The 19,670-nt window shown below is 59.9% G+C and carries 15 protein-coding genes; 5 read left to right on the forward strand and 10 right to left on the reverse strand.

The features are described 5' to 3' along the window. Positions 1-151: 151 nt before the first annotated feature. The 9 genes from ACW9HX_RS03705 to ACW9HX_RS03745 form a co-directional block, all read right to left on the reverse strand. Positions 152-1,132 (reverse strand): peptide ABC transporter ATP-binding protein, encoded by a 981-nt coding sequence (locus ACW9HX_RS03705; RefSeq protein WP_192559768.1) that lies wholly within the window; start codon positions 1,130-1,132, stop codon positions 152-154. Continuing rightward, positions 1,132-2,100, reverse strand: coding sequence for an ABC transporter ATP-binding protein (locus ACW9HX_RS03710; RefSeq protein WP_457379539.1), 969 nt, complete (start codon positions 2,098-2,100; stop codon positions 1,132-1,134). The genes ACW9HX_RS03705 and ACW9HX_RS03710 overlap by 1 nt, the downstream gene beginning before the upstream one ends. Before the next feature lie 10 nt (positions 2,101-2,110). Beyond that, the gene (locus ACW9HX_RS03715; protein ID WP_192559770.1) at positions 2,111-3,037 is read right to left on the reverse strand and encodes an ABC transporter permease subunit; all 927 of its coding nucleotides are present in this window, start codon (positions 3,035-3,037) and stop codon (positions 2,111-2,113) included. Positions 3,038-3,048: 11 nt separating this feature from the next. Continuing rightward, complete coding sequence (locus ACW9HX_RS03720; protein WP_007953665.1) at positions 3,049-4,059, reverse strand: ABC transporter permease subunit; 1,011 nt, start codon at positions 4,057-4,059, stop codon at positions 3,049-3,051. A 73-nt stretch (positions 4,060-4,132) separates the two neighbouring features. Next, positions 4,133-5,728 carry an ABC transporter substrate-binding protein gene (locus ACW9HX_RS03725; RefSeq protein WP_457379540.1) on the reverse strand — a complete coding sequence of 532 codons (1,596 nt, stop codon included), beginning with the start codon at positions 5,726-5,728 and terminating at the stop codon, positions 4,133-4,135. A 78-nt stretch (positions 5,729-5,806) separates the two neighbouring features. Next, positions 5,807-7,219 carry an OprD family porin gene (locus ACW9HX_RS03730; protein WP_457379541.1) on the reverse strand — a complete coding sequence of 471 codons (1,413 nt, stop codon included), beginning with the start codon at positions 7,217-7,219 and terminating at the stop codon, positions 5,807-5,809. 178 nt (positions 7,220-7,397) lie between these two features. Continuing rightward, positions 7,398-8,996 (reverse strand): ABC transporter substrate-binding protein, encoded by a 1,599-nt coding sequence (locus ACW9HX_RS03735; protein WP_457379542.1) that lies wholly within the window; start codon positions 8,994-8,996, stop codon positions 7,398-7,400. A 295-nt stretch (positions 8,997-9,291) separates the two neighbouring features. Then, positions 9,292-10,914, reverse strand: a complete 1,623-nt coding sequence (locus ACW9HX_RS03740) for an ABC transporter substrate-binding protein (protein WP_457379543.1) — start codon at positions 10,912-10,914, stop codon at positions 9,292-9,294. A 260-nt stretch (positions 10,915-11,174) separates the two neighbouring features. Beyond that, positions 11,175-12,776 (reverse strand): ABC transporter substrate-binding protein, encoded by a 1,602-nt coding sequence (locus ACW9HX_RS03745; RefSeq protein WP_457379544.1) that lies wholly within the window; start codon positions 12,774-12,776, stop codon positions 11,175-11,177. A 910-nt stretch (positions 12,777-13,686) separates the two neighbouring features. On the opposite strand from ACW9HX_RS03745, the gene ACW9HX_RS03750 reads away from it, so the two are divergent. Continuing rightward, on the forward strand, positions 13,687-14,046 hold the full coding sequence (locus tag ACW9HX_RS03750; RefSeq protein WP_457379545.1) for a DUF6124 family protein: 360 nt from the start codon (positions 13,687-13,689) through the stop codon (positions 14,044-14,046). 186 nt (positions 14,047-14,232) lie between these two features. Here ACW9HX_RS03750 and ACW9HX_RS03755 read toward each other — a convergent pair whose 3' ends face one another. Further along, positions 14,233-14,949: an SIMPL domain-containing protein gene (locus tag ACW9HX_RS03755; RefSeq protein WP_096818907.1), complete on the reverse strand. Its 717-nt coding sequence runs from the start codon at positions 14,947-14,949 to the stop codon at positions 14,233-14,235. Between the two features lie 226 nt (positions 14,950-15,175). On the opposite strand from ACW9HX_RS03755, the gene ACW9HX_RS03760 reads away from it, so the two are divergent. The 4 genes from ACW9HX_RS03760 to ACW9HX_RS03775 all read left to right on the forward strand — a co-directional run bounded on the left by ACW9HX_RS03760 (position 15,176) and on the right by ACW9HX_RS03775 (position 19,670). After that, positions 15,176-16,438, forward strand: coding sequence for an ATP-binding protein (locus tag ACW9HX_RS03760; protein ID WP_457379546.1), 1,263 nt, complete (start codon positions 15,176-15,178; stop codon positions 16,436-16,438). Beyond that, complete coding sequence (locus ACW9HX_RS03765) at positions 16,431-16,991, forward strand: response regulator transcription factor (protein WP_003221630.1); 561 nt, start codon at positions 16,431-16,433, stop codon at positions 16,989-16,991. The genes ACW9HX_RS03760 and ACW9HX_RS03765 overlap by 8 nt, the downstream gene beginning before the upstream one ends. Before the next feature lie 96 nt (positions 16,992-17,087). Continuing rightward, positions 17,088-18,815, forward strand: coding sequence for an ABC transporter ATP-binding protein/permease (locus ACW9HX_RS03770; protein WP_457379547.1), 1,728 nt, complete (start codon positions 17,088-17,090; stop codon positions 18,813-18,815). A 105-nt stretch (positions 18,816-18,920) separates the two neighbouring features. Continuing rightward, positions 18,921-19,670, forward strand: coding sequence for a FadR/GntR family transcriptional regulator (locus tag ACW9HX_RS03775; RefSeq protein WP_457379548.1), 750 nt, complete (start codon positions 18,921-18,923; stop codon positions 19,668-19,670).

The following is a 19,670-nucleotide window of genomic DNA, read 5'->3' on the forward strand; positions in this document are numbered from 1 at the left end:
TAGGTGATCGCGCTGAATATCCAATGGCGCCGCGTCGGCCGGATGCAAACGCCGGGCAAAAGAAAACCCCTTCTTCCCCGACTGATGCGCAATCGAAGGAGAAGAGGTTTGGTCAACTCATCAACCCGCCCCGGCAACAGGGCGGGTTTTTTCAGGCCGCGCCGTCGAGGAACTGTTCGGCGTAGTGGCAAGCCACCTGCCGATTGTCGAGGTGGCGCAACGCTGGTTCTTCAGTACTGCAACGCTCGGTCGCGTACGGGCAGCGCTTGTGGAAAGCACAGCCCGGTGGCGGGTTCAGCGGGTTCGGCAACTCGCCGACGATCTTGATTTTCGGCTTGTTCGGGTCCGGGTGGATGGTCGGGGTCGCCGACAGCAACGCCTGGGTGTACGGGTGCAGCGGGCGCTCGTAGATGTCGTTCTTCGGACCCATTTCCACCGGGCGGCCGAGGTACATCACCATCACGTCATCGGCCACGTGTTGCACCACCGCGAGGTTGTGCGAAATGAACACGTAGGCGGTGTTGAACTCCTGCTGCAGATCCATGAACAGGTTCAGTACCTGGGCCTGGATCGACACGTCGAGCGCCGAGGTCGGTTCGTCCGCCACCAGCACTTTCGGTTGCAGCATCATGGCCCGGGCCAGCGCAATACGCTGACGCTGACCGCCGGAGAACATGTGCGGATAACGCTGGTAGTGCTCGGGACGCAAGCCGACCTGCTTCATCATCGCCTGGACTTTCTCGCGACGTTCGGCAGCCGAGAGGTTGGTGTTGATCAGCAGCGGTTCGCCGAGCTGGTCACCGACTTTCTGCCGTGGGTTCAACGAGGCGTACGGGCTCTGGAACACCATCTGCACGTCTTTGCGCAATTGCTTGCGCTGGGCCTTGTCGGCGCCGGCCACTTCTTGCCCGGCGATTTTCAGGGAACCGGACGACGGTTCCTCGATCAGCGTCAGGGCGCGGGCCAGGGTGGATTTTCCACAACCCGACTCACCTACAACGGCGAGGGTCTTGCCGGCTTCCAGTTCGAACGACACACCGTTGAGGGCGCGCACGGTCGCATGGCCCTTGAACAGGCCACGGGAGACTTCGTAGTGACGGGTCAGGTCGCGGGCGGTAAGTACGACGGCCATTACGCCACCTCCTGGTTCAACGGGTAGAAGCAGCGGGCGAGGCTGTTGCTTTTCGGGTCAAGGGTCGGACGCTGTGTGCGGCAGCTGTCCTGCACGTACGGGCAGCGTGGCGACAGCAGGCAGCCTTGCGGACGGTCATAGCGGCCGGGAACGATACCCGGCAGGGTCGCCAGGCGCGCGGCACCCTGGCTGTGTTCCGGAATCGCCTTGAGCAGTGCTTCGCTGTACGGGTGGGCCGGGATGTCGAACAGTTGCGGCACCTGGCCGACTTCAACGGCTTGACCGGCGTACATCACGCACACGCGCTGGGCGGTTTCAGCCACCACGGCGAGGTCGTGGGTGATCAGCACCAAGCCCATGTTCTGCTCTTTCTGCAATGCCAGCAGCAGGTCCATGATCTGCGCCTGGATCGTTACGTCGAGTGCGGTGGTCGGCTCGTCCGCGATCAGCAGTTTCGGCTCGCCGGCAATCGCCATGGCAATTGCCACACGCTGGCTCATGCCGCCGGACAGTTGATGCGGGTAGGCGTCCATACGGTTCGCGGCACCCGGGATTTCCACTTTTTCCAGCAGTTCAATGGCGCGTTTGCGTGCTTGCTTGCCGGACATTTTCAGGTGCAGGCGTAGCACTTCCTCGATCTGGAAACCGACGGTGTAGCTCGGGTTGAGCGCGGTCATCGGGTCCTGGAACACCATGGACAGGTCTTTGCCGACGATCTGCCGACGCTGGCGATTGCTCAGCTTGAGCATGTCTTTGCCGTCGAAACTGAGCGAGTCAGCGGTGACGATGCCTGGATGCTCGATCAGGCCCATCAGCGCCATCATGGTCACGGACTTGCCGGAACCCGACTCGCCCACGATGGCCAGGACTTCGCCCTTGTCCACTTTGAGGTCGAGGCCGTCGACCACCGGTGTGGCGTTCTTGTCGCCGAAGCGTACGTTGAGATTCTTGATTTCTAACAGTGACATGGGAATCTCCTCAGGCGGCGTTCTTGAGTTTCGGGTCCAGCGCATCGCGCAGACCGTCGCCCATCAAGTTGATTGCCAGCACGCTGAGCAAAATGGTCAAGCCAGGCAGACTCACTACCCACCAGGCGCGTTCGATGTAGTCGCGGGCCGAGGCCAGCATGGTGCCCCACTCAGGGGTTGGCGGCTGTACGCCGAGGCCGAGGAAGCCCAGGGCGGCGGCGTCGAGGATCGCCGAGGAGAAGCTCAGGGTTGCCTGAACGATCAGCGGCGCCATGCAGTTCGGCAGCACGGTGATGAACATCAGACGTGGCAGGCCGGCACCGGCCAGGCGCGCGGCGGTCACGTAGTCGCGGTTCAGTTCGCCCATCACCGCAGCGCGGGTCAGACGGACGTAGGACGGCAGCGAGACCACGGCAATGGCGATCACGGTGTTGATCAGGCCAGGGCCGAGGATGGCGACGATCGCCACAGCCAGCAGCAGCGACGGCAGGGCCAGCATGATGTCCATCAGACGCATGATGGTCGGGCCAATCATTTTCGGGAAAAAGCCTGCGAACAGACCCAGCAGAATCCCCGGGATCAGCGACATCACCACCGACGACAGACCGATCAGCAGCGACAGGCGCGAACCCTGGATCAGACGCGACAGCAGGTCGCGACCCAGTTCATCGGTGCCGAGCAGGAACTGCATCTGGCCACCTTCCAGCCAGGCCGGAGGCGTCAGCAGGAAGTCACGGTATTGCTCGCTCGGGTTATGCGGGGCAACCCACGGCGCGAAGATCGCGCAGAAAATCACCAGCAACATGAACAGCAGGCCGGCAACGGCGCCCTTGTTTTTGGAGAACGCTTGCCAGAACTCTTTGTACGGCGATGGGTACAGCAGGCTTTGATCCGCAGCGGTGGCGGCGGTGGCTACTGAGGAAGTTGGAGTGCTCATGGGTATTGACCTCAGCGCTGATGACGGATGCGTGGGTTGGCAAAGCCGTAGAGGATGTCCACCACGAAGTTGACCAGGATCACCAGGCAGGCGATCAGCAGAATGCCGTTCTGCACGACCGGGTAATCCCGGGCACCGATGGCCTCGATCAGCCACTTGCCGATGCCGGGCCACGAGAAGATGGTTTCAGTCAGGACCGCACCGGCCAGCAGGGTGCCGACTTGCAGGCCGACCACGGTCAGCACCGGAATCAGCGCGTTACGCAGGCCGTGAACGAAGACCACGCGCGACGGCGACAGGCCTTTGGCCTTGGCGGTGCGGATGTAGTCCTCACGCAGTACTTCGAGCATCGACGAACGGGTCATCCGCGCGATCACCGCCAGCGGAATGGTGCCCAGCACGATGGCCGGCAGGATCAGGTGATGCAGCGCATCGAGGAACGCGCCCATGTCATCGGCCAGCAGGGTGTCGATCAACATGAAACCGGTGCGCGGCTCGATGTCGTAGAGCAGGTCGATCCGCCCGGATACCGGGGTCCAGCCCAGGCTCACCGAGAAGAACATGATGAGGATCAGACCCCACCAGAAGATCGGCATCGAATACCCCGCCAGGGAGATGCCCATCACCCCGTGGTCGAACAGGGATCCTCGCTTGAGGGCCGCGATCACCCCGGCCAGGAGGCCCAGGATACCGGCGAACAACAGGGCGGCCATGGACAGTTCCAGGGTCGCCGGGAAGAGGGAGGTGAACTCGGTCCATACGCTCTCACGGGTGCGCAGGGATTCGCCGAGGTCGCCGTGGGCCAGTTTGCCGATGTAGTCCAGGTACTGGGCATACAGCGGCTTGTTCAGACCGAGGCGTTCCATTGCCTGAGCGTGCATTTCGGGGTCGACCCGACGTTCGCCCATCATCACTTCCACGGGGTCGCCGGGAATCATGCGAATCAACGCGAAAGTCAGCAAGGTGATGCCGAAAAACGTGGGGATCAACAACCCCAGTCGGCGGGCAATAAAACTAAACATCTTGTGTGGTACCTCATCAGCCGGTTAGGCGTGCCCGGCGACCCTGGGGTCAGGGAGGCCGGGAGTTTCTTATCTACTTCACCTGGGTGGTGGCGAAGTTATTGGTTGTGAGAGGGCTGATGTGATAACCCTCTACGTTGTTGCGCATTGCAGTGAACATCCGGGTGTGGGCCATGCTGATCCACGGTTGGTCCTGATTGAACAGTACCTGGGCCTGTTCGTAGAGCTTGGCGCGTTCGGCCGGATCTACTTTAGCCCGTGCTTCGTCCAACAGTGTCTGGAATTTCTCGTTGCACCAGCGAGCGTAGTTTTCGCCGTTCTTGGCGGCTTCGCAACTGAGCATAGGCGTCAGGAAGTTATCCGGGTCGCCGTTGTCGCCCGCCCATCCGGCCGAGACCATATCGTGCTCGCCCGCTTTGGCGCGTTTGAGCATTTCGCCCCATTCCATCACGCGGATGTCGATCTTGATCCCGACTTTCGCCAGGTCAGCCTGCATCATTTGCGCGCCGAGCATCGGGTTCGGGTTGGTCGGGCCGCCGCCGTTGCGGGTGAACAGGGTGAAGGTGGTGCCTTCCGGTACGCCGGCTTCCTTGAGCAGGGCGCGGGCCTTGTCGAGGTCACGTGGCGGGTTCTTCAGCTCGTGGTTGTAGCCCAGCAGGGTCGGCGGGTACGGGTTGACCGCCACGCTGGCGTTGCCTTTGCCAAACAGCGCGTTGACATAGGCTTCCTTGTCGAAGGCGATATCGATCGCTTTACGCACCCGCACGTCGCTGATGTATTTGTGCTGGGTGTTCATGGCGATGTAGGAGACGGTCATCGCGTCCATTTCATCGACTTTCAGCTTGTCGTCTTTCTTGATGCTCGGGATGTCATCCGGTTTCGGGTACAGCGCGACCTGGCACTCGTTGGCCTTGAGTTTCTGCAGGCGAACGTTGTTGTCGGTGGCGATGGCCAGGATCAGGGCATCAGCCGGCGGCTTGCCACGGAAATAGTCCGGGTTGGCCTTGAAGCGAACCTGGGCGTCCTTGTTGTAGCGCTGGAAGACGAACGGGCCCGTGCCGACCGGCTTGTTGTTCAGGTCGCCGGTCTTGTTGGCCTTGAGCAACTGGTCGGCGTATTCGGCTGGATAGATCGAGGAGAACGCCATGGCAATGTCGGCCAGGAACGGCGCTTCGCGGCGGGTCAGGGTGAACTTGACTGTGTTGTCGTCGACTTTCTCGACGCTCTTGAGCAGTTCCTTGAAGCCCATGCTTTCAAAGTACGGGAAGCCCACGCTCGACAGCTTGTGCCACGGGTGATTCGGGTCCAGCTGACGCTGGAAGCTCCAGACCACGTCGTCGGCGTTCATGTCGCGGGTCGGCTTGAAGTATTCGGTGGTGTGGAACTTGACGCCTTTGCGCAGGTGGAACGTATAGGTCAAGCCGTCGTCGCTGATGTCCCAGGACTCGGCGAGCGCCGGGATCACTTCAGTGGTGCCAGGCTTGAAGTCGGCCAGACGGTTGAAGATGGTTTCGGCCACCGCGTCGGCAGTGACTGCAGTCGTGTACTGGACCATATCGAAGCCTTCCGGGCTGGCTTCGGTGCAGACCACCAAGGGTTTGGCCGAGACGCCGACAGCGACACTCAGCAACGCGGCAGCGATGGCCGCACGTAGGGGAAGCATTTTCATCAAGAACCCTCTGCAATCGGTTGAAGACAAAAAGCCGAACGGCTGACTCGTCACTGAGTCAGCCGTCGGCGTGCGTTTTTACAGGATGTTGAACGGTACGGTGGTCACGAGACGGAACTCGTTGATGCTGCCGTCAGCCTGGTTTTCGCTGGCGCGGTGAGCGGTGTAGGTACCACGGATGGTGGTGGCCTTGAGTGGGCCGCTCTGTACGGCGTAGGTTGCACCGATGCCGTATTCGTAGTGGTGCTCGCCGTCCATGTTTTTCACGTCATACGCTGTGCCGGTGTAGTGAGTACCGTCGATGCCCCAGCCGCGAGCCTGGTAGATGTTGAACTTCAGGCCTGGTACGCCGTACTCGGCCATGTTCAGACCGTAGGCGACCTGGAAGGATTTCTCGTTCGGGCCGTTGAAGTCGGACAGCAGGGAGTTGGCCAAGTAGATGCCGTTGGTTTCGTGCAGGTAGTCGAAGTACTCGTTACCGTTAATTTCCTGGTACGAGAAGGTCAGGCTGTGTGCCTGGTGGGTCAGGCCGAACGACAGGGAGTAGGTGTCGTTGTCGATGTTGCCCATCTCTTTTTTGCCGGTATCGACCGTCTTGTAGTAGTTCAGGCCGGTGGTCAGGCTCACGACGTTGCTGTCACCCAGTTCGTGGGTGGCGCCGAAGTAGTACTGGTTCCAGAAGTCTTCAACCTTGGAAGCGTACAGGCTGGTCTTCAGGCTTTTCAGCGGCTGGTAGTTCAGGCCGACGATGCTCACGCGATCGGTCTCGGCTTTGTTGTTGGTGTACTCGGAGCGGAATTTCGACAGGCTCTCTTCGGTACGCGGCGATACGCGGTCGAAGCTGCCGGCATCGAACGACAGGTTGTTCAGCTCTTCGCTGTGCAGGCTGACACCTTCAAAGCTCGAAGGCAGCGCACGGTTGCCGATGGTGTCGACGATTGGCGTGCTGAAGTTCTGGCGACCGGCGGTCAGGGTGGTGTTGGAAACGCGGAACTTGACGTTGGCCAGGCCCAGTTTGCTCCACTGACCTTCAGCGTCACCGCCTTCTTTGGTCAGCGTACGGTTGTTGCCTGCGCCTGGACGCGAGCCCGGTGCGCCACCATTGTTGGAGGCCAGATCCTTGCGATCGCGCTCCAGGGCAACGGCGTTGTACGCGGCCACTTCAGTGCTGACACCGACGGTGCCCTGAGTGAAGCCGGAGGTGTAGTTGACGATGGTGCCCTGCACCCAGTTGATACGACGATCGGTCGGGGTTGCAACGCCGTCTTTGCGGTAGGTGAACTTGCCGCCACGTTTCAGTTGCTCGTTGGCGTACCAGTTACGGGTCGTGCCGCTGATCTTGGAGCCTTCGAGGAAACCGGTGGCTTCAGCCTGGGCGCTCTGCTCGTTGACGGTAACCGGGGTGAACGCCTGGCTCTGTTCCTCGGCATAAGCCGTGGCGGTGATGCTGCTGATGGCCAGGGCCAGTATCGCGGTGCTGCTCAGTTTCATGGGTGAAGCTCCTTTACTTTCTTTTTATGCCGGCTTTTTTTGTAGGGCCGGTTTTTGGTTTTAGAACTCATTCACACATCGCAAACGTTTGCAAAAGGCCTGATTGGCGAATTTCGGCAAAGCGCTTGCGTGAGGAGGTAGACGGCCTCCTCAGCGTTGCGGCTAGTCGGTTTTTTGTTTAATCGATGCTCACACCCGAAAACACGTTGCGACCGAAGGGGCTGACCTTGAATCCTTCGATCCTGGCGCTTAACGGCTGGTTGACCGTCGAGTGGGCGACAGGCGTGATCGGCACTTGCTGCTTGAGCAACTGCTGGGCCTGTTTGTAGAGCGCGGTGCGCTGGTCGCGGTCGGTGACGACCTTGGCCTCTTTGATCAGCTTGTCGTAAGCCGGATCGCACCACATGGAGTAGTTGTTGCCGCCAATGGCGTCGCAGCTGTACAGGGTGCCGAGCCAGTTGTCCGGGTCCCCGTTGTCACCGGTCCAGCCGATCAGGCTGATGTCGTGTTCGCCATTCTTGGTGCGCTTGATGTACTCGCCCCATTCGTAGCTGACGATCTTCACTTTCAGACCGATCCTGGCCCAGTCGGCCTGGAGCATTTCGGCCATCAGTTTGGCGTTCGGGTTGTACGGACGCTGCACCGGCATGGCCCACAGGGTGATCTCGGTGCCTTCCTTGACGCCGGCAGCCTTGAGCAACTCCTTGGCTTTTTCCGGGTTGTAGGCGGCGTCCTTGATGGTGGTGTCGTAGGACCATTGGGTCGGCGGCATGGCGTTGACCGCCAGTTGACCTGCACCCTGGTAAACAGCGTTGAGAATTCCTTGTTTATTCACCGCCATGTCCAGCGCCTGACGCACTTCGAGCTGGTCGAACGGTTTGTGGCGCACGTTGTAGGCGATGTAACCGAGGTTGAAGCCCGGCTTCTCGATCAGTTGCAGTTTCGGGTCGTTCTTGAGTGCCGGCACATCGGCCGGGCGCGGGTGCAGCGTGATCTGGCATTCGCCAGCCTTGAGCTTCTGCACACGTACCGATGCGTCGGTGTTGATCGCGAAAATAAGGTTCTTCAGCTTCACCCGGCTCTGATCCCAGTAATGCGGGTTGCCGGTGTAGCGGATGTTCGAGTCTTTCTGATAGCTCTTGAACACGAACGGGCCAGTGCCGATCGGCTTCTGGTTGATGTCGCTCGGCTTGCCTTCGGCCAACAGTTTGTCGGCATATTCGGCAGACAGAATGGCGGCGAAGCTCATGGCGATGTTCTGGATGAACGCGGCGTCGACGCTGTTGAGCGTGAACTGCACGGTCAGCGGCCCGGTCTTCTCGACCTTGGCGATGTTCTTGTTCAGGCTCATCCCGTTGAAATACGGGAACTCGGTCGGATAAGCCTTACGGAATGGCTGTTGCGGATCGAGCATGCGGTTAAACGTGAACAGCACGTCGTCGGCGTTGAAATCGCGGGTAGGTTTGAAATACGCCGTTGTATGAAATTTCACCCCTTCACGCAGGTGAAAGGTGTACTTGAGGCCATCCTCGGAAATATCCCAGCTCGTTGCCAGGCCCGGTACGACATTGGTCGCGCCCTTTTCGAACTCGGCCAGGCGGTTGTACAGCGGCTCGGCGGCGTCGTTATCGGTCGCCGTCGTGTACTGCGCGGTGTCGAAACCGGCCGGGCTGCCTTCGGAGCAGAACACCAGACTGTCGCTGGCGGCAAAACTCGCGGACGTGGCGGCCAACAGGCCGGCGCCCAGCAATGCGGAAAAAACCAAGGTGTGGCGCATGACGCTCCCTCTTTTCTCAGTGTTTTTCAATGCGCCGCGATCCCTTCCAGGGAAGTTGTGGCTGCATTGAGCTCAAACCCACAGCAAACCGATAGCCCACGCAGTCACTGGTCAGAACCTGACGGTAGGGGCCGCAGGTCTGGCAGTAAATGCGCTGAGTCCTAAAGACTCGTAGGAAAAGGCGACACGTCCTAAACCAACCTGGTAGGGCCAGGTGGAAATGGATGTAGGCAGATTCCTAACTAATCGGTAGAAAAAAACAGCGGCGACGCTGAAAACGTCGCCGCTGGCTTTTTTACTTGACGCTGACGCCGTAGAAGGAGTTCAAGCCGAATGGGCTGATCTTGAAGTCCTGCACGTTGGCGCGCATGGGTTGATACACCGTCGAGTGAGCGATAGGTGTCATAGGGACTGCGTCTTTGAGGACGTGTTGCGCCTCTTTGTAGAGTTCGGTGCGCTTGGCCTGGTCAGTGGTGCGCTTGGCTTCTTTCACGAGGCCGTCGAATTTCTTGTCGCACCATTTGGAGAAGTTGTTGCCGCTCAGCGAGTCGCAACCAAACAACACGTTGAGCCAGTTGTCCGGATCACCATTGTCACCGCTCCAGCCAATGATCATGGCCTGGTTCTCGCCACCTTTGGAGCGTTTGATGTACTCGCCCCACTCGTAGCTGGTGATCTTCACGTTCAGACCAATCTTCTTCCAGTCGGACTGGAGCATTTCGGCCATCAGTTTGGCGTTCGGGTTGTACGGACGCTGAACCGGCATCGCCCACAGGACGATCTCGGTACCTTCCTTGACGCCGGCTTCCTTGAGCAGCTGCTTGGCTTTCTCAGGATCGTACTTGGCGTCCTTGATGGTGGTGTCGTAGGACCATTGGGTCGGCGGCATGGCGTTGACGGCCAGCTGGCCGGCGCCCTGGTAAACCGAATCGATGATCTGTGGCTTGTTGACGGCCATGTCCAGCGCCTGGCGAACGCGCAGGTCGGCCAGCGGGTTCGGCTCGTTGCTGCCCTTGACCTTGTCCATCACGTTGTAGGCGATGTAGCCCAGGTTGAAGCCAGCCTGGTCAGGCATCTTCAGCGCCGGGTCGGCTTTCAGTGCGGCGAGGTCGGCCGGACGCGGGAACAGGGTGACCTGGCACTCGTTCTTCTTCAGTTTCTGGATACGTACCGACGGGTCGGTGGTGATGGCGAAGATCAGGTTGTCGATCTTCACGTCATCAGGCTTCCAGTAGTCCTTGTTGCCGGTGTAGCGGATGTTGGAGTCTTTCTGGTAGCTCTTGAACACGAACGGACCAGTGCCGATCGGCTTCTGGTTGATGTCGGCAGCCTTGCCTTCTTTCAGCAGCTGGGCTGCGTACTCGGCGGACTGAACCGACGCGAAGCTCATGGCCATGTTCTGGATGAACGCAGCGTCGACTTCTTTCAGAGTGAACTTGACGGTGTGGTCGTCGACTTTATCGATCTTGGTGATGTTGGTGTCCATCCCCATGTCGGTGAAGTACGGGAATTCGGTCGGGTACGCCTTACGGAACGGGTCATCCTTGTTAATCATGCGATTGAAGGTGAACAGCACGTCGTCGGCGTTGAACTCACGAGTCGGCTTGAAATACGGGGTAGTGTGGAACTTGACGCCTTCACGCAGGTGGAAGGTATAGGTCAGGCCGTCATCGGAGATGTCCCACTTGGTCGCCAGACCAGGAATCACGGCGGTGCCGCCACGCTCGAACTGGGTCAGACGGTTGAACATGGTTTCGGCTGAGGCGTCGAAGTCGGTTCCGGTGGTGTATTGGCCTGGGTCGAAACCGGCCGGGCTGCCTTCGGAGCAGAACACCAGGTTAGTCGCAGCGGAAGCGAAAGGTGCGGAGGCTAACAAGCCTGCGCCGACTAAAAACGGAATGACCGCGTGTTTAAGCATGTTGGCCTCATGATTTGTTGTCATTTTTTAATATTGAGGTACGACCTCGTGAGTCGTGCCTGCGGATACTTATGCAGGGCCCATACCCAATGCAAGATCCAGAGCGCCCGGCGGCATCAAACGGTGGCACGAACGTACCTTAATGTCGCATCTGTATAACTTCTGACGCATTTGACCGTTTGCGGTCGGTTTTTACGGTGCAAATGAAGCCCCAAAACGGTGCATCGGTCACGATTTGCGCGCCGCCTTGGGGCCTGGTGTTACTTATTTATACCCACGCCATAGAAGGGGGTTAGACCGAACGGGCTGATCTTGAAGTCAGTGACTTCCTTGCGCAGTGGCTGGAACACCGTGGAGTTGGCGATCGGCGTGATCGGCACTTGCTGTTTAAGGATCAGTTGCGCCTGTTGATACAGTTTTACCCGCTGCGATTTATCCGTGGACACCTTGGCCTGCTGCACCAGTTTGTCGTAGGCCGGATCGCACCATTTGGCGTAGTTGCTGCCCTTTACCGCGGCGCAGCTGTAGAGCACGCCGAGCCAGTTGTCCGGGTCGCCGTTGTCACCGGTCCAGCCGTAGATCATCGCGTCGTGTTCGCCATTCTTGGCGCGCTTGATGTACTCGCCCCATTCATAGCTGACGATGTTGGCCTTGATCCCGATCTTCTCCCAATCCTGCTGGATCATCTGCGCCGACATCCGCGCATTCGGGTTGGACGCACGCTGCACGGTCATCGCCCAGAGGTTGATGGTTGTACCCGGTGCAACCCCGGCTTCCTTGAGTAGCGCTTTTGCTTTCACGGGGTCGTACGGCGCGTCCTTGATATTCGGGTCATAGGACCATTGCGCGGGCGGCAAGGCGTTCTGCGCCAGTTGCCCGGCACTCTGGTAAACCGCCTTGATGATCGCCGGTTTGTCGATGGCCATGTCCAGTGCCTGGCGCACTTTTAATTGGTCCAGCGGCGGGTGCGTGGTGTTGTAGGCGAGGAAGCCGAGGTTAAAACCGGCCTGCTTCAAGACGCGCAGATTCGGGTCTTTTTCCATCACTTCGATGTCGGCCGGGCGCGGGTAGCCGCTGACCTGGCATTCTCCGGTCTTGAGCTTCTGCAGGCGGACGGCGGCATCCGGAGTGATCGAGAACACCAGGTTGTCGATTTTCACATCTTCGGGTTTCCAGTAGTCCTTGTTCGCCGCGTAGCGGATCTGCGAGTCCTTCTGGTAACGCTTGAATACAAACGGACCGGTGCCGACCGGCTTCTGGTTGATGTCTGCTGCTTTGCCTTCCTTCAACAACTGCGCGGCATATTCGGCCGATTGCACCGAGGCGAAGCTCATGGCGAGGTTTTGCACGAATGCGGCGTCGACGTTGTTCAGGTTGAAGCGCACGGTGTTTTCGTCGAGCTTTTCCACGGATTTGATCGTGGTGTTCAGGTCCATGTCGGTGAAGTACGGGGACTCGGCGGGGTAGGCCTTGCGAAAGGCGTTGTCCGGGTCTAGCAGGCGCTGGAAGGTGAACAGCACGTCGTCGGCGTTGAAGGTGCGGGTCGGGGTGAAGTCGTCGGTGGTGTGGAATTTTACGTTTTGGCGCAGGTGGAAGGTGTATTGGAGGCCGTCCGGGGTTACGTCCCAGTTCGTCGCCAGGCCGGGTTCGATTTCGGTGCCGCCGCGTTTGAATTGGGTGAGGCGGTTGAAGACGGTTTCGGCGGAGGCGTCGAAGTCGGTGCCGCTGGTGTATTGGCTGGGGTCGAAGCCGGCGGGGCTGGCTTCGGAGCAGTACACCAGGGTTGTTGCTGCGTTTGCGATTGGGGTGATGGCGGTCAGGGCGAGGGTTACTAATAGCGGTTTTAGGGTGAATCTTTGCATATCTGCCCCGGAGGTTGGAGGTGGTTGTGGACGGGGAGGTTAGCTGGGGTGGTGGGGGGCGCGGAAATATCGTTTTTCTAGGTGAGGTGTCTATCTCGGTATATCCGGCGGTTTTTGGGCATATCCGTTTTTTCGGGGGCTGCGGATTATGGTTCCGCCCTTACGGCGGGTCACTTTTTACAAACGCCTAAAAAGTAACCAAAAACGCTTGCTCCTACGTTCGGCCCGCTCGCTGAGGCTCGGGGTTCCTTCGCTCCGGGATTCATCCGGGGGGCATCGCCTACGGTTTGCTTCGCTGCACCTCCTCTCGATGTGTTTGGCTTCGCCAAACGGTCGCTGCGCTCCCACCCCCGGATAAATCCCTCCACTCTGCCTTCCGACGTCGCCAAAAGATCAAGAGCTGCAGCCGAGCTAACGCTCATCCTGTTGAGTGGTGGTGGGGCAACATCCGGAGCGGGTTCGCGTGCTTTTCAAATTTTGAATTCACCTTCGATATCTCACGTCGGCGTATTCCATATAAACAACGCGGTCAGTCCCCTCTCCCTCCGGGAGAGGGCTAGGGTGAGGGCCGTTTTTGAAGCTGTTTAAATCTCAACAACAACACAGGATCCTTCCCACAAAGTTTTCAGGTTGTCCGTCGGAAGCACGCTCTCTAGTCTTTGGTTGTCGCAGAAGACTCTGCGATCGGGAGGTGAGATTCCCGGTTACTGAATTTGGAAACCAGAGCAAGCCGCCCCATAATCGCCGCCAGTTCATGCTGTCGGCAGTTCTTTATGGCGGCTATGTACGGGCGGGCTTCGGTCCGGCCGGGTTGGTTTCCTTACCGGTAATCTCACTCCGTACATAGTTGCCACCTCATTTCACGAGTGAGATCGGAAATGAGTGGCGCAAATTCATAAGGAAATGCTCCATGAACAAGCCAGTACCCGATCCACCCCTCGAAACACCCACACCCCTCGAAGAAGCCATGCGCGCCGAAGACCTCGCCCGCAACCGCGAAGCCATCAAACGCGCCCTCGATTATTACCTGTGCCCCAACCCCTCCAAACCGCGCCCGAGCACGATGTATATGGTCACGCCCAACGTCGATACCGAAAGTCTGCTGGCCAATGCCTGCGAGTCCCTGGCGTCGGCCAGTACGATCGCCAGCAATTTCGCCAATGAACTCAGCGGCCCGCAGCGCAGTACCGCGCTCGGTATCCAGCAGATCATCATGCTGGCCGAGCTGGCGGTGAACCGTGCGCTGGATCGGGTCGATCCGCGAGTCTGACGACCGAGTCATCGTTCATCGCGGGCAAGCCCGCTCCCACAGGGTCGTGCGCGATTTCAATAAATCCGTAGAACCGGTGGGAGCTGGCTTGCCAGCGATGACGGCGGAGCAGACAACACAAATCCCGGGCACAAAAAAACCGGCGATCATCACTGATCGCCGGTTTTTCATTCAGCCGTCACTCAATCACTGCATCAGCACTTCAATCGAACCATCGGCCGTCAGGCTGACCTGGCTGGTGCCCGCTTCGACTTCAGGTGTGACCGGTGCTGCATCCATACCAGCCGCTTTCATCATCATCGGGGCGCGCATGTACGGTTGTGGGAAACCGTTGCTGTTGAGGTTCAGGTTGACGATTTTGTAACCCTTGCCGCCCAGGGCGTCGGTGGCCAGTTGGGCGCGGGCCTTGAAGGCGGTGACGGCTTCTTTCAGCAGTTTGTCTTCGCTGGCCTTGCGGGTCGGGTCGGCGATGGCGAAGTCCATGCCGCCCATTTTCAGGTCGGTCAGCAGCTCGCCGGTGAGTTTGGACAGGGCGGCGAAGTCGGCGCTTTCCAGGCGCAGTTCGGCGCGTTCGCGCCAGCCGGTGATTTTCTGGCCCTTGGTGTCGTAGATCGGGTAGCTGTTGCGGCTGCCCTGGCGCAGGGTGATGTCTTTGACTTGCTTGGCCTGGGCGAGGGCCTTGTTCATGGTGGTGCTGACGTCGGCGGCAAGTTTGGCCGGGTCAGTGTTTTGTTCTTCGGTGTAGAGGGTCACGATCATCAGGTCGCGGGCCACTTCCTGGCTGACTTCGGCGCGCAGGGAAATCTGGTTGTAGTGCAGCTCATCGGCGGCCAGGGCCGGAAGGCTGGCGACGCTGCCGACGGTCAGGGCGAGAAGGGCGGCGCTGCGGCGAAATGTGTGCATGAAAGCTCCTTGATGAGGGCGCAGGTGATGGTTCGGGGGCCTGCGTGAAACCATCAGACTCTAGCTTCTGTGATCCGGTTCGCCCAGTTACAACTTCTATACAGATGGGCCTTATAGCCGCCGTGACGCTTTTTGCCATGTGGTCGTTTGCCGCACTTTCGCCTCTCAAGCCCGCGCCTTGGTTATACTCCGTGCGATCCGCCTGGAGCGCTCATCAGGAGAGCTCATGCTCGCCCCCGTACAACTGACTTCCGCCACTCGCCAGAACCTCTGGCGGCTGACTTTCATCCGCACGCTGGTGCTCGCCGCGCAGGCCGGTTCCGTGGGCCTGGCCTACTGGCTGGATCTGTTGCCGTTGCCGTGGGTGCAACTGGTGATGACCCTCGGCTGTTCGATTCTGCTGTGTGTGTTCACCGCCGTGCGCCTGCGCACTTCGTGGCCGGTTACCGAGCTCGAATACGCGCTGCAACTGGCCTGCGATCTGTTTATCCACAGCGCCCTGCTGTATTTCTCCGGCGGTTCGACCAACCCGTTCGTTTCGTATTATCTGGTGCCGCTGACCATCGCCGCGGTGACGCTGCCATGGCGTTATTCGGTGGTGTTATCAGGGATTGCGCTGGCCTTGTACACCCTGATGCTGACGCATTTCTATCCGCTGGAAACCCTGCCGGTGGCCCGGGAGAACCTGCAGATCTACGGCATGTGGCTGAGCTTCGCGCTGGCGGCGGCGGTGATTACCTTCTTCGCCGCACGCATGGCCGAAGAGCTGCGTCGGCAGGAAGAATTGCGCGCGATACGCCGTGAAGAAGGCCTGCGCGATCAGCAATTGCTGGCCGTGGCGACTCAGGCGGCCGGTGCAGCTCATGAATTGGGCACACCGCTGGCGACCATGAGCGTATTGCTCAATGAGATGCAGCAAGATCACCACGACCCGATGCTTCAGGAAGACCTGAAGGTGCTGAAGGATCAGGTAAAACTCTGCAAGGAAACCCTGCAACAACTGGTGCGCGCCGCCGAAGCCAATCGCCGGATGGCGGTGGAGATGCAGGATGTCACCGAATGGCTCGACGAGGCGCTCAATCGCTGGCACCTGATGCGTCCCGAGGCCAGTTACCGCTTTCAGCGTCTGGGCCAGGGCCCGCTGCCGCGCGTAGCACCGCCGCCGGATCTGACCCAGGCCTTGTTGAATCTGTTGAACAATGCCGCCGACGCCTGCCCGGAAAACCTTCAGGTGACCCTGGACTGGACCGCCGAAGACCTGACCATCAGCATCCGCGATCATGGCGCCGGTGTGCCGCTGGCCATCGCCGAGCAGATCGGCAAACCGTTTTTTACCACCAAGGGCAAAGGTTTCGGCCTGGGCCTGTTTTTGAGCAAGGCCAGCGTGACACGCGCCGGCGGCTCAGTGAAACTCTATAGTCATGAGGAAGGCGGCACGCTCACCGAGCTGCGCCTGCCCCACGGCGTCCGAGGAGAGCAACATGAGTGACGAAATCCAAGTCGAAGGCGAAGAGCTGCCGCATTTGCTGCTGGTCGATGACGACGCGACCTTTACCCGGGTGATGGCCCGCGCCATGGCCCGCCGTGGCTTCCGCGTCAGCACCGCCGGTTCCGCCGAAGAAGGCCTGACCATCGCCCAGGCCGATCTGCCGGATTATGCCGCGCTGGACCTGAAAATGGACGGTGACTCCGGTCTGGTCCTGCTCCCGAAGCTGCTGGAACTGGACCCGGAAATGCGCGTGGTGATCCTCACCGGTTACTCGAGCATTGCCACGGCGGTCGAAGCGATCAAGCGCGGCGCCTGCAATTACCTGTGCAAACCGGCCGACGCCGACGACGTGCTGGCAGCGCTGCTGTCCGAGCACGCCGACCTCGACAGCCTGGTGCCGGAAAACCCGATGTCGGTGGATCGCCTGCAATGGGAGCACATCCAGCGCGTGCTGACCGAGCACGAAGGCAACATCTCCGCCACTGCCCGCGCCCTGGGCATGCACCGCCGCACCCTGCAGCGCAAACTGCAGAAGCGTCCGGTTCGTCGCTGAACCTGCGCTGAACGGCCATCGCCAGCCCTCGCGATAAAGCGCACCGATCAACTATGATCGGTGCGTGTCTGTTCTTTTCTTTATCGAGCCTTATCCATGAATCAGAACGCTGAATATTCCGCGGTCAACGATGCTGTGCGCGGGCAGTTTTTTCGCAAGGTGTGGGCCATGACCACGCCTTATTGGCGCAGCGAAGAGAAGGGCAAGGCCTGGACGTTGCTGATCGCCGTGATCGCCCTGTCGCTGTTCAGCGTGGGCATTTCGGTATGGCTCAACAGTTGGTACAAGGATTTCTACAACGCCCTGCAAAAGAAGGACGAGGCGGCGTTCTGGCAGTTGATCCTGTATTTCTGCGGCATTGCGGCCGTGGCGATTCTCGGCTCGGTGTATCGCCAGTACCTGACGCAGATGCTGACCATCCGCTGGCGGGCGTGGCTCACCGAAAACCATTTCAAGCGCTGGCTTGGGCACAAGAATTATTACCAGCTGGAGCAGGGCGGCTACACCGACAACCCTGACCAACGTATTTCCGAAGACCTCAACACCTTTACCACCACCACGCTTGGCCTGGGGCTGGGATTGATCCGTACTGTGGTCAGTCTGGTGTCGTTCTCGATCATTCTGTGGGGCGTTTCCGGCAGTATCGAAGTGTTCGGCATCGAGATTCCCGGCTACATGTTCTGGTGTGCGCTGCTGTATGCAGGGGTTGGCAGTTGGTTGACGCACCTGATCGGCCGTCGCCTGATCGGTTTGAACAACCAACAACAACGCTTCGAAGCCGACCTGCGTTTCTCCATGGTGCGGGTCCGTGAAAACGCCGAGAGCATTGCGCTGTACAACGGTGAACCGAATGAAAACCGTCGCCTGAGCAATCGTTTCGGGCTGGTCTGGCAAAACTTCTGGGACATCATGCGTGTGTCCAAGCGTCTGACGTTCTTCACTTCCGGTTACGCCCAGATTGCAATCATCTTCCCGTTCATCGTGGCGGCGCCGCGTTATCTTTCCGGCAAGATCGAATTGGGCGAACTGATGCAAATCAACTCGGCATTCGGCAACGTGCAGGAGAACTTCAGCTGGTTCATCGACGCCTATGCGTCGCTGGCAGCCTGGAAGGCCACCTCCGATCGTCTGCTGAGCTTCCGTCAGGCCATGAGCGACAACGAAGACCGGGCACCGGCCATCGATGTGCAGAATCACGGTGATGAGCTGAAGGTACACAACCTCGGGCTGGACCTGGCTGACGGTCGTCACCTGCTGACCAGCGCCGACATGACCGTGGAGGCAGGCGACCGGGTAATGCTCAGCGGCCGTTCCGGCAGCGGCAAGTCGACATTGCTGAGAGCGATGGGACATCTGTGGCCGGCGGGCCACGGCAGCATCCGCCTGCCAGCCTCGCGTTATCTGTTCCTGCCGCAAAAACCGTATCTGCCGATTGGCACCCTGCGCGAAGCCTTGAGTTATCCACAACCGGGTGACACCTACTCGCCAGAGCGTTATGCACAAGTGCTGGAAACCTGCCGACTGCCGCATCTGGTGGCGCGACTGGACGAAGCCAATCACTGGCAGCGCATGCTCTCGCCGGGTGAACAGCAACGGCTGGCCTTCGCCCGCGCGCTGCTCTATGCACCGCACTGGCTGTACATGGACGAAGCGACGTCGGCGATGGACGAAGAAGACGAGGCCACGCTGTATCAGGCGCTGATCGACCAGTTGCCGGGCCTGAGCATCGTCAGCGTCGGCCATCGCAGCAGTCTCAAGCGCTTCCATCCACGGCATGTACGGATCGACAGCGGGCATCTGGTCGAGCAGACCGTCACGGCCTGATGTGTACTGAATCTGTGGGAGCCTGCTCCCACAGAGGACGGTGATCGTACAACTCCCTTGGGCTATGATGCCCCTCTAGCCGAATTTTCGAGATAAACGCAGACCATGGAAAACCCGATCGACACCCCGCGCCTCCCTCGCAAGCGCCGCAGCCTGGCACAGGAACTGGTGACGGTGCTGACCGAGCAGATCCGCGACGGTCTGCTCAAGCGTGGCGACAAGTTACCCACCGAGTCGGCGATCATGGAAGCCCATGGCGTCAGCCGCACCGTGGTGCGCGAGGCGATTTCCCGGCTGCAGGCTGCTGGCCAGGTGGAAACCCGTCACGGTATCGGCACGTTCGTTCTCGATACGCCGAGCCCGAGCGGTTTCCGGATCGACCCGGCGACGGTGGTCACCCTGCGCGATGTGCTGGCGATTCTCGAATTCCGTATCAGCCTGGAAGTCGAGTCCGCCGGCCTCGCCGCACAACGTCGCAGCACCGAACAACTGGCCGCGATGCGCGCCGCCCTGGATGCGCTGAACGAAAGCGTGGCCCACGCCAGCGATGCGGTGGCGTCGGATTTCCAGTTCCACCTGCAAATCGCGCTGTCCACCGGCAACCGCTACTTCACCGACATCATGACCCACCTGGGCACCAGCATCATTCCGCGTACGCGGCTGAACTCGGCGCGCCTGGCCCATGACGATCAGCAGCACTACATGAATCGCCTGAGCCGCGAGCACGAGGAAATCTACGAGGCCATCGCCCGCCAGGATTCCGATGCCGCCCGCGCGGCCATGCGCCTGCACCTGACCAACAGCCGCGAACGGCTGCGCCAGGCCCATGAGGAGGCGCAGGCGCAGGAAGGCTGA

This window comes from Pseudomonas sp. SDO52101_S400 (assembly GCF_054071635.1).